Genomic DNA, 11,532 nt, shown 5'->3' on the forward strand with positions numbered 1-11,532 from the left:
AGGATAATGGTGTTCAGTATTGATCAAATACTAATACTACTTGAGGTGGAAGTGGACATGAAAACGGCTGTCGATTCATTCATGGAACGAAATCAAATGCTCAAACCAGAGCAGACAGTTCTGGTAGCTGTTTCCGGCGGGCCGGATTCCATGGCGCTGCTTCATTATTTTACGACCATCCGCAAGCGGTGGAAGTTGAGGCTGATAGCTGTTTCTGTCGATCATGGTCTTCGCGGTGAAGCCTCCGCTGAAGACTTGAAATACGTGGAAGAAATGTCCAGGCAATGGAATATTGAGTTTATTGGAACTTCTATCGATGTCCATACGTATAAGAAACAGAACCACTTGAATACACAGCAAGCTGCCCGTACTTTACGCTATCGTTTTTTTCATCAGCAAATGGAAGAGAAGAAAGCGGATGTTCTTGCATTGGGACATCATGGGGACGATCAGGCAGAAACCATAGTGATGCGCCTGGTAAGAGGCGCGAACCCTGTAGGGTTGACAGGTATTCCTGTAACAAGGGAATTTGCTGGTGGAAAAATCATCCGGCCTTTTCTAGGCATCCCTAAGGAATCGATTCTCACCTATTGCGAAGATCATCGCATCGAGCCAAGAGAAGACGCTTCGAACCAGGATACGAAATATACGAGGAATTATTTTCGACACAAGATTTTGCCGCTATTGAAAGAAGAAAACCCGAAATTGGTTGAACATTTATGGAAGCTCAGCCAAGTGGTGAAAGAGGATCAAGAATATCTGGAAAGAGAGGCAGAAAAGCTCTTGGAGCAGGCAGTTGATTTTGAGAAGAATCCTAAAAAAGTGTCTTTTTCCATTTCTGCATTCAAAGCGTTTCCGATAGCTTTACAAAGAAGGTCCTTTCATCTAATATTAAACTATCTTTATGATGGAAACTCTGAAGATTTTTCTTATATACATGAAGAACAATTTTTTGATTTTTTGACACGGAATATCGCTAATGCCAAGCTGGACTGGCCTGGTGGATTATGGTTACAGCGTAATTACGAAAGGATTACTCTTCATTTCGGCGATCCGGAAAAACCTGTCCCATATAGGAGCACGCTTGATATAGGAGATACATATCGGTTGCCTGACGGTTCCGAACTTTCTGCCAAGGTGGTATCTGGGAATCATTTGCGAGAGGACACTTGGACCTTTACTTGTGATTTGACTCACGTAGAGCTTCCTTTGATTGTACGGACTCGCCGTGCAGGCGATCGTATGACATGGAAGGGTATGGAAGGTTCAAAAAAAATCAAAGATATTTTCATTGACCACAAGATCCCGAAAGAACTAAGGGATAGTTGGCCGGTCATCACAGATCAGACAGGAAAGATTCTGTGGCTCGTCGGCTTGAAGAAGAGTGCAGGACCAGAAAGTGAGAGGCCGGGAGAATGGCTTCAAATACACTATAAACAGCCAAAGGAAGACACGTAGGAGGAGCAAACAATGCATAGCGAAATTAAGGAAATATTAATTTCTGAAGAAGAAATACAAGCGAAGTGTAAGGAAATTGGTGCGCAGCTGACCGAAGAGTATGAGGGGAAATTTCCTCTGGCAATCGGCGTCCTGAAAGGTGCCATGCCGTTTATGGGAGACCTGCTTAAACGAGTAGAAACACACTTAGAGATGGACTTTATGGATGTATCCAGTTATGAAGGGATGAGGTCTTCCGGAGAGGTTAAGATTGAAAAAGACCTGAATACTCAGGTTGAAGGAAGAGATTTACTGATTATCGAAGATATCATCGATAGCGGCTTGACCTTGAGCTATCTGGTCGATCTATTCAAATATCGTAAAGCGAAGTCAATTAAGATCGTCACCTTATTGGATAAACCGACGGGTCGTACTTCCCATATCAAGGCTGATATCATCGGCTTTGAAGTGCCAGATGAATTTGTTGTAGGCTATGGTCTTGACTATGATGAAAAATACCGGAACCTTCCTTATATCGGAGTGTTGAAACCGGAAGTTTATGGAGGGTAATAATGTTGGTGTATAAAACACAAAATATTCACATATTGTTTAAGGGTAATTAGTTGTGCTGGTACTTTTTAGTATGATACTATTTAATATAGTTTTTGTTGATTGGGAGGAGGTAGGCAATGAACCGGATATTTCGTAACACAATCTTTTATTTACTTATCTTCCTCGTAGTAATCGGCGTAGTCGGTCTATTTAGAGGACAAGGTGAACCACAGAAAACACTGACTGTCAATCAGTTCAATGAACAGCTGAATAGCGGTCAGATTGAAGAAATGACGATTCAACCTGTCAATGGAGTGTATCAAGTCAAAGGAACGCTTAAAGATGGCGGTGAAGAGGGTGAGAATTCCTTCACAGCCAAGCTTCCAGCAAATGAACAAGTGATTTCAAATGTTTACGAGACTGCTACGGAACAAAGTATTCTGAGCGTAGAAGAAGAGGAACAGCCTAGTGCCTGGGTATCGTTCCTGACAACGATGATTCCGTTCATCATCATATTCATCTTATTCTTCTTCTTGCTAAACCAGGCTCAAGGCGGCGGCAGCCGTGTCATGAACTTTGGTAAAAGTAAGGCAAAACAATATACGGAAGAAAAGAAAAAGGTCCGTTTCAAAGACGTGGCGGGTGCAGATGAAGAGAAGCAGGAACTTGTGGAGGTCGTCGACTTTCTTAAAGATCCTCGGAAATTCTCAGCAGTCGGTGCGCGTATTCCGAAGGGTGTCCTGTTAGTAGGACCTCCAGGTACAGGTAAAACCTTGCTTGCCCGTGCTGTTGCAGGAGAAGCAGGTGTTCCGTTTTTCTCCATCAGTGGTTCCGACTTCGTAGAAATGTTCGTCGGTGTCGGTGCGTCCCGTGTACGTGACTTGTTTGAAAATGCTAAAAAGAATGCACCATGTATCATTTTCATTGATGAGATTGATGCAGTTGGACGTCAACGTGGTGCAGGGCTTGGCGGCGGTCACGATGAGCGTGAACAAACCTTGAACCAATTGCTAGTCGAGATGGATGGTTTCGGTGTAAACGAAGGAATCATCATTATCGCAGCAACTAACCGTCCGGACATTTTAGACCCAGCCTTACTGCGTCCAGGTCGTTTTGACCGTCAAATTACAGTCGATCGTCCTGATGTAAAAGGAAGACAAGAAGTGCTTGCGGTTCATGCTAAAGATAAACCATTAAGTAAAGATGTGGACTTGAAGACAATTGCAATGCGTACACCTGGTTTCTCAGGTGCAGATTTGGAAAACTTACTGAATGAAGCGGCGCTTGTAGCGGCGCGTGGTGACAAAGATAGTATTGACATGGAAGATGTCGATGAAGCGATTGATCGTGTCATTGCTGGTCCTGCTAAGAAGAGCAGGGTCATTTCTAAGAAAGAGCGCAACATCGTGGCTTATCACGAAAGTGGACATACCATCATCGGCATGGTATTAGACGATGCAGATATGGTACACAAGGTTACAATCGTGCCTCGTGGGCAGGCTGGCGGCTATGCTGTCATGCTTCCGCGTGAAGACCGTTATTTCATGACCAAACCGGAACTGTTTGACAAGATTACCGGGCTGCTCGGTGGGCGTGTAGCGGAAGAAGTCATTTTCGGCGAAGTAAGTACCGGTGCTCATAATGACTTCCAGCGTGCTACAAGCATTGCCCGTAAGATGGTTACTGAGTATGGCATGAGTGAAAAATTAGGCCCGTTGCAATTCGGTTCTAATTCTGGTGGACAGGTCTTCCTTGGCCGTGACATTCAGAATGAACAGAATTACAGTGATCAGATCGCTTATGATATTGATAAAGAAGTACAGAACTTCATCAATTATTGCTATGAGCGTGCCAAAACGATTCTTACAGAAAACCGCGATAAACTAGAGTTGGTTGCTTCTACATTGCTGGAAATCGAAACATTGGATGCGACTGAAATCAAATCCCTTTTCGAAAAAGGCCGCCTTCCTACCCAGGAAGAGTTAGAAGAACTGGCGCAAAAAAGAGAAAAAGAAAGAAAAAAAGAAACATCTACTAAAACTGATGCTTCTGATGTCCGTGTCAATGTCCAAACGAAAGAGGACGAAATCAAAACGGATAATAAACCTACAGAACCAGCTGAAGGCTCATCCGTGGAGAGTGACAGGGAAGCAACAGAAGAAAAAGACGATCAGGACCGTAAAGAATAATTTTTATAAAAAGTCACGCTGTACCAATGCAGCGTGACTTTTTATATTGTTATTTTTAATGATAAGCCTTTGGCCTTGCTTTGGATTGGCAGGAAAATATATCATAAAGCATGAATGAGTAGTGTGTTATGATAAAAGCGCAAAAACGATATATAAAGTGGGGTCAGGTCATGATATTTGTGTTGGATGTGGGGAATACAAACACCGTACTTGGGGTTTTTGAAGCAGATAAATTGAAGTATCAGTGGCGTATCAAAACGGATAGATATAAAACAGAAGATGAATTTGGTATGTTGATCAAATCACTGCTCGATCATGAAGGGTTGTCCTTTTCAGATATCGATGGGGTAATTATTTCTTCCGTAGTACCACCGATTATGTTCGCTTTAGAGCGCATGTCCCGTGTTTATTTTGAAAGAAAGCCGATGATCATTGGCGCCGAAGAAGTGGATGAAGGGTTGTCCATGGCTTATCCGAATCCAAAAGAAATCGGAGCCGACCGGATTGTCAACGCAGTGGGTGCATTGCAAGAACATACCGCTCCGCTTGTAATCATCGATTTCGGTACAGCTACTACTTATTGTTATATCAATGAAAAAGAAGAGTACTTCGGGGGTGTAATAGCTCCGGGGATTAATGTTTCTATGGAAGCTCTCTATGCTAAAGCGGCCAAGCTTCCTAAAATCGAAATAAAAAACCCAGGTCAGGTAGTCGGTCAAAGTACCGTGGAGGCGATGCAATCCGGTGTTTTCTTCGGTTATGTCGGACAAGTGGATGAAGTTGTGAGAAGAATGAAAGAGACAGCTCCATCTAATCCTAAGGTTATCGCTACCGGCGGATTAGCCGGATTGATTGCGGGTGAATCCAGGACAATCGATGTCGTGGATCCCTATTTGACCTTGAAGGGTCTTTATACGATATATCAAAGAAATAGAGAAAAAAAAGAATTCAAAGGAGAATGATGATAGATGGCAGACTATTTAATTCGTGCTACCGCTTATGAAGGGAAGGTCCGTGCTTACGCAATTCAATCTACAGAGACAGTTGAGGAAGCGCGCCGCCGCCAGGATACATGGGCAACCACTTCAGCTGCGCTCGGCCGGACATTGACAGTTAGTGCAATGATGGGGACCATGCTTAAAGGTGAAGATAAACTTACCATCAAACTTGAAGGAAATGGGCCAATTGGAGCGGTCATTGTAGATGCTGACGCACATGGCAATGTCAGAGGATATGTAAAGAACCCTCATGTCGATTTTGACTTGAATGAAAAAGGGAAATTGGATGTAGCCCGAGCGGTAGGCACCGAGGGTACTTTAAGTGTTGTTAAGGATTTAGGGATGAAAGACCATTTCACCGGTCAGGTTCCGATTGTATCAGGGGAAGTAAGCGAAGATTTCACGTACTACTTTGCGAACTCTGAACAGGTGCCTTCCGCTGTAGGTGCTGGGGTACTGGTTAACACCGATCATTCCATCCTTGCTGCTGGTGGGTTCATCATTCAAATGATGCCGGGAGCGGATGATGAAACCATCAGTACCATCGAAAAAAGATTGACTGAAATACCTCCTATCTCCAGCCTGATCCGGGAAGGTAATACACCGGAGGAGATTTTGAATAGACTATTAGGAGAAGAAACATTGCATATACTTGACCGTGTTCCCGTACAGTTTAAGTGCCGTTGCTCAAGGGAACGTGTAGAAGTTGCACTGTCCAGCCTGGATGACGCAGAACTTCAAACAATGATTGAAGAAGATCATGGGGCAGAAGCAAAATGTCATTTTTGCAATGAAGCTTACCATTTCGATGTGAAAGACTTGCAGGAAATGCAATCCAGTAACAAAGGTGGAAATCGTTAAAATAACTTCAAATTGTTTGACATTTTAAAAGATTTTGCGTACATTATTAATAAATCCTATAAAAATACTTGGTTTTAGGAGTGAGATAATGAGAATTGCTAAAAATGTCAGTGAGCTTGTAGGGAATACGCCTGTCGTCAAGCTGAATGGCGGCGTGGACGAAAACAGTGCGGATATATACTTGAAGCTTGAATTTATGAATCCCGGGAGTTCCGTAAAAGATCGTATTGCTCTCGCGATGATTGAGGCTGGCGAAGAAAATGGTCAGTTGAAGGAAGGCGATACAATTGTGGAACCGACAAGCGGAAACACGGGTATCGGTCTGGCAATGATTGCAACAGCAAAAGGGTATAAAACGGTTTTGGTCATGCCTGACACCATGAGTCAGGAACGACGCAACCTGTTGCGAGCCTACGGTGCAGACTTAGTACTTACACCAGGGGCAGATGGGATGAAAGGTGCGATTCAAAAAGCGGAAGAACTGCAAAAGGAGTATGGCTACTTCATGCCCCAGCAATTCAATAACCCCGCAAACCCTGATATCCATGAAAAGACAACAGGACCAGAGATTGTCGAGCAAATGGGTGATCAATTAGATGCATTCATATCTGGAATCGGAACCGGTGGTACAATAACCGGTGCCGGCAAAGTATTAAAAAAGCATTACAAAGACATCAAAATTTATGCAGTAGAACCGGAAGCCTCCCCTGTATTATCTGGCGGTCAACCTGGTCCCCACAAAATTCAGGGAATCGGTGCAGGATTTGTCCCCAGCATCTTGGAGACGGATATCTATGATGAGGTGCTTCAGGTTTCTAATGATGAAGCTTATGAGGCTGCCAGGGAAGCAGCGCGGAAAGATGGCATCTTAGGAGGAGTTTCTTCTGGTGCAGCCATTCACGCTGCTAAGAAAGTAGCCAAGGAGTTAGGAAAAGGAAAAAAAGTACTCGCAATTCTTCCGAGTAATGGGGAAAGGTATCTTTCCACACCACTCTATCAATTTGAAGATGAGTAATAATAGCGGGGGGCTGTGTCACAAGCAGAAGTGGCACAGCCCTTTTTTTGGTTTTCTGGGAAAACCAAAAAAAGGGCTGCATCCAGCTCTAGTGCCTCCCCCTCGAGGTCATAAGTCAATCCTCTCTGTGATAAGTAAAACGAAGGCTTATCGCCAATGGTTTATGGCGAAAGCCTTCGTTTTACTTATACTTTAACCCTTTATTAAACTTAATTGGAATGAAAGTACGACAAACATCACGGCAAGGCTTGGCTTAAGCTTGTCGGGGGTGAGCAATGAATTCATTCTTCAAATAGTGTAAAATAGACAAGGGATATACTGTACGGAAATGAGGATATAACGATGGGTTTTACATTGACTACAAAGAAGCGAGTATATGATTTAGATGAAAAGTCATTAGTAATGGGGATTTTGAATGTCACCCCTGATTCTTTCTCAGATGGCGGAAAGTTCGTTGATATAGAGAAAGCGATAGAACAAGCGGCAACAATGGAAGAAGATGGTGCTGACATTATCGATGTTGGCGGAGAATCCACTCGCCCGGGTCATGAACCTGTCTCGGAAGATGAAGAGCTTCAACGGGTGCTTCCGGTGATCGAAAAACTTTCCGCATCTCTTTCTATCCCGATTTCTATTGATACTTATAAAGCGGAAGTTGCCAGACAGGCAATCGAAGCCGGAGCAGACATTATCAATGATGTCTGGGGGGCTAAAAAAGATGCACATATGGCTGAGGTAGCAGCAAGTCTGGATGTCCCAATTATACTGATGCATAATCGGACTAATAAAAATTACCGGAATTTGATTGAAGACATGATACAAGACTTGCATGAAAGTATAACCATCGCCAAACAGGCTGGTGTCCGGGATGAAAATATCATCCTGGATCCCGGCATCGGTTTTGCCAAAGAACATGAGGACAATCTGATTGTCTTGCGTCATCTGGAAGCATTTCAGGACTTGAACTACCCTCTCCTTTTGGCGACATCCCGAAAAAGGTTCATCGGACAAATCCTTGATCTTCCTGCTGAAGAACGTATGGAAGGGACCGGTGCAACTGTTTGTCTCGGTATATCAAAGGGTGCTCATATGGTAAGGGTCCATGATGTCAAACCAGTTGTACGCATGGTGAAAATGATGGACGCTATGCTAGGTAAAGGAGAATGAGTATGGATAAAATATATGTAAATAAAATGGAGTTCTATGGATACCATGGGCTTTTTCCTGAAGAAAATAAGCTCGGCCAGCGCTTTTATGTAGATTTGGAGCTGGATGTAGATTTGAAAGAAGCGGGAAAAACCGATGATATGAATGCATCTATCGATTACGGAGAAATTTATCAAGTCACCAAGTCGGTAGTAGAAGGAGAAGCCAAAAACCTGGTAGAGGCAATTGCAGAAAACGTGGCAGACGATTTACTAGCCGCATTTTCAAAGCTAGAAGGCTGCCGGGTTAAGGTGATTAAGCCGGATCCACCGATTCCAGGACATTATCAATCGGTGGCGATTGAGATATACAGGAGCCGTGATTGAATGAAGAATAAGGTATATATTGCCTTGGGTTCTAATATTGAACCGAGAATACACTATTTGGATGAGGCGATAGCTGAACTCAAGAAGCATGCGGAAATAAATTTAACTCAATCTTCCGCCATATATGAAACGGTTCCGGTGGGATACACAGCTCAAAGCGACTTTTTAAATATGGTGATCGAAGTCGAGACAACACTTAGAGCGGTTGATCTTCTCGACGTATGTCAATCCGTCGAGCAGGAATTAGGAAGAAAAAGGGAAATCAAGTGGGGTCCTCGAACAATAGATCTTGACATACTACTCTATAATCAAGAAAGTATTGTATCAGAGCATCTGATTGTACCACATCCTAATATGCATGAACGGGCATTTGTAATGGTACCGCTGGCGGAAATCAATCCAGATGCCTATATACCTACTCGTAACATGACAGTTGATGCTGTTTTATATAAAATTCCTGAGGATGAAATAAAAGGAGTAGTTCCATGGCAGACAACCAATGGGGAAGAAGAATAAAAGGGTTCAGAAAACTAAAGGGCATGACCCAAGTGGATTTTTCAAAAAAATTGAATATGTCCGTATCGGTGGTTGGAGAGTTGGAACGGGGCGTACGTCAACCAACACACGCTACCCTGGAATTGATTGCTGAGACGCTGGATGTCCCTTTAGAAGAAATTGCTGCTACTAGGCGCGTGACTAACAGCCAAGAGGGGGATTTATATGTTTAAGGTTGAAGGCATTACTATCCCGAACCGTGTCGCTTGCACCAACCGTTGGGGTATGCAACCCGCAACCGTATCAATCAGGTAGACACACGTAAGGGAACTTATATGAATTTTCAAATGATCTGGTAGCACGCATGAAAGTGACCTGATGCTTTACGTTGACACTTTATTAAGTCTTTTCTATACTAAATCTTAGCTGTAATACTGCCAGTTGTCATACTGGCAGTTTTTATATGGAAGAACGTAACATTTTTAGATAGTAGCCAAATGGCAGCCTGAGAAGGGCGTTGTTATATCTACACCAGATAGGAAATGGAGTGATTGTAGTGACAGAAGAATTGAATGATCTCATGCGGGTGCGTAGAGAAAAGTTGGATTCTTATCGTGAGAAAGGTCTGGATCCTTTCGGGGACAAGTTTGTACGGACCCATGTAGCTGAGGATTTGAAAGAACAATACGAATCTTTCACGAAAGAGGAACTGGAAGAAAAGGAGATTACCACAACCATTGCTGGACGAATTATGACGAAGCGTGGAAAAGGGAAAGCTGGTTTTGCCCATATCCAGGATTTGAGCGGTCAAATTCAAATCTACGTAAGGAAAGATCGGGTCGGGGAAGATGCTTATGAGCTTTTCAACACAGCAGATATGGGTGATATTGTCGGTGTTACAGGCACGGTTTTTAAAACAAAGGTTGGGGAATTGTCGGTTAAAGCAGATGCATTCACGATGCTTACGAAATCATTGCGCCCTCTTCCAGAAAAATTTCACGGCTTAAAAGATGTAGAACAACGCTATCGTCAGCGTTATCTTGATTTGATTACGAATCCGGACAGCCGGGATACCTTTGTTTTACGTAGTAAGATCATTCAATCGATGCGTCGCTACCTTGATGGTCTTGGCTTCCTTGAAGTAGAAACGCCAATGATGCATGGAATCCCAGGCGGGGCATCTGCGCGACCTTTCATTACCCATCACAATGCGCTTGATATTCCTTTATACATGCGAATTGCTATCGAGCTTCACTTGAAGCGTTTGATTGTAGGTGGACTAGAAAAAGTATATGAAATTGGACGAGTTTTCCGAAATGAAGGAGTTTCTACCCGCCATAATCCAGAGTTCACCATGCTCGAACTCTATGAGGCTTATGCAGATTTCCATGATGTCATGGACTTGACTGAAAATCTAGTTGCCCATATTGCCAAAGATGTACTTGGCACCACAAAAGTGGCTTATGGAGAAGTAGAGGTTGATTTGGAGCCAAAATGGGATCGCCGCCATATGGCAGACTTAGTTAAAGAGTATACTGGGGTAGATTTTTGGAAAGAGATGAGTGATGAAGAAGCGAAGGCTTTAGCCAAAGAGCAGGGTATTGAAATTAATGAAACCATGACCTTTGGACACATTTTAAATGAATTCTTCGAACAGCGAGTCGAAGAAAAATTGATTCAGCCTACATTTGTATATGGTCATCCGATTGAAATCTCTCCACTCGCTAAAAAGAATCCAGAAGATCCTCGTTTCACAGATCGTTTTGAGTTATTCATCGTAGGCCGTGAACATGCGAATGCTTTCTCTGAGTTAAATGATCCAATTGATCAACGTGAGCGCTTTGAGGGTCAATTGAAAGAAAGAGAGCAAGGTAACGATGAGGCGCATATGATGGATGAAGACTTTTTAGAATCTCTGGAATATGGGATGCCACCGACAGGCGGATTGGGTATCGGGATCGATCGTCTTGTTATGTTATTGACCAACTCACCGTCAATCCGTGACGTATTACTGTTCCCGCAAATGAGAAATCGCGAATAGAATGTAATAAAGAAGAACTCCGGCTGATTACTGGCCGGAGTTCTTTTTAGGTTTACACCCATTTATCTGAGGTGTTGATGTTGGTGCGGAACGCGCAGAACGAAGGATGAGAAACGTAACTAAGCCAGCTTTTTAATACTGAAAGTAATCTTAAATAATCAGAATTAATTTATATTTTAATTTCCCCTTGATTGATTTCTAGAACCATGATAAATTATTAAACGTTGCGTTAAGAGAGAAAGCAACCAAGCCAAAAAATATTCACGAAAAGTTGTTGACTTTAAAACAACTACATGATATATTTATTAAGTCGCCAATTTGAGCGGCAAAACAATTTGATCTTTGAAAACTGAACGAACCAACCAGTACGTCAAATTAATTTCTTCATTATATGAGGAAATAAAACAACGCA

The 11,532-nt window shown here is 42.9% G+C and carries 11 protein-coding genes; all 11 read left to right on the forward strand.

Annotated elements, in window-relative coordinates:
- Window positions 1-57 precede the first annotated feature (57 nt).
- Window positions 58-1,458 (forward strand): tRNA lysidine(34) synthetase TilS, encoded by a 1,401-nt coding sequence (tilS, locus tag BLV00_RS20960; protein WP_093046857.1) that lies wholly within the window; start codon window positions 58-60, stop codon window positions 1,456-1,458.
- Window positions 1,459-1,470: 12 nt separating this feature from the next.
- Entirely contained in the window at window positions 1,471-2,007 is a 537-nt protein-coding gene (gene hpt, locus BLV00_RS20965; RefSeq protein WP_093046858.1) for a hypoxanthine phosphoribosyltransferase, read from the forward strand.
- A 119-nt stretch (window positions 2,008-2,126) separates the two neighbouring features.
- Window positions 2,127-4,178, forward strand: coding sequence for an ATP-dependent zinc metalloprotease FtsH (ftsH, locus tag BLV00_RS20970; RefSeq protein ID WP_093046859.1), 2,052 nt, complete (start codon window positions 2,127-2,129; stop codon window positions 4,176-4,178).
- 170 nt (window positions 4,179-4,348) lie between these two features.
- On the forward strand, window positions 4,349-5,140 hold the full coding sequence (locus BLV00_RS20975; protein WP_093046860.1) for a type III pantothenate kinase: 792 nt from the start codon (window positions 4,349-4,351) through the stop codon (window positions 5,138-5,140).
- A gap of 6 nt (window positions 5,141-5,146) precedes the next feature.
- Window positions 5,147-6,037 carry an Hsp33 family molecular chaperone HslO gene (hslO, locus tag BLV00_RS20980; RefSeq protein ID WP_093046861.1) on the forward strand — a complete coding sequence of 297 codons (891 nt, stop codon included), beginning with the start codon at window positions 5,147-5,149 and terminating at the stop codon, window positions 6,035-6,037.
- Between the two features lie 88 nt (window positions 6,038-6,125).
- Complete coding sequence (gene cysK, locus BLV00_RS20985; RefSeq protein ID WP_176791771.1) at window positions 6,126-7,052, forward strand: cysteine synthase A; 927 nt, start codon at window positions 6,126-6,128, stop codon at window positions 7,050-7,052.
- 342 nt (window positions 7,053-7,394) lie between these two features.
- Window positions 7,395-8,219, forward strand: a complete 825-nt coding sequence (gene folP, locus BLV00_RS20990; protein ID WP_093046862.1) for a dihydropteroate synthase — start codon at window positions 7,395-7,397, stop codon at window positions 8,217-8,219.
- Window positions 8,220-8,221: 2 nt separating this feature from the next.
- The gene (folB, locus tag BLV00_RS20995; protein ID WP_093046863.1) at window positions 8,222-8,584 is read left to right on the forward strand and encodes a dihydroneopterin aldolase; all 363 of its coding nucleotides are present in this window, start codon (window positions 8,222-8,224) and stop codon (window positions 8,582-8,584) included.
- Entirely contained in the window at window positions 8,585-9,100 is a 516-nt protein-coding gene (gene folK, locus BLV00_RS21000) for a 2-amino-4-hydroxy-6-hydroxymethyldihydropteridine diphosphokinase (protein WP_093046864.1), read from the forward strand. It begins immediately after the preceding gene.
- Window positions 9,070-9,312, forward strand: coding sequence for a helix-turn-helix domain-containing protein (locus tag BLV00_RS21005; protein WP_093046865.1), 243 nt, complete (start codon window positions 9,070-9,072; stop codon window positions 9,310-9,312). The genes folK and BLV00_RS21005 overlap by 31 nt, the downstream gene beginning before the upstream one ends.
- Before the next feature lie 323 nt (window positions 9,313-9,635).
- On the forward strand, window positions 9,636-11,120 hold the full coding sequence (gene lysS / locus BLV00_RS21010) for a lysine--tRNA ligase (protein ID WP_093046866.1): 1,485 nt from the start codon (window positions 9,636-9,638) through the stop codon (window positions 11,118-11,120).
- The last annotated feature ends 412 nt before the right edge of the window (window positions 11,121-11,532 follow it).

Source organism: Thalassobacillus cyri, assembly GCF_900107755.1.
Classification (GTDB): domain Bacteria; phylum Bacillota; class Bacilli; order Bacillales; family Halobacillaceae; genus Thalassobacillus; species Thalassobacillus cyri.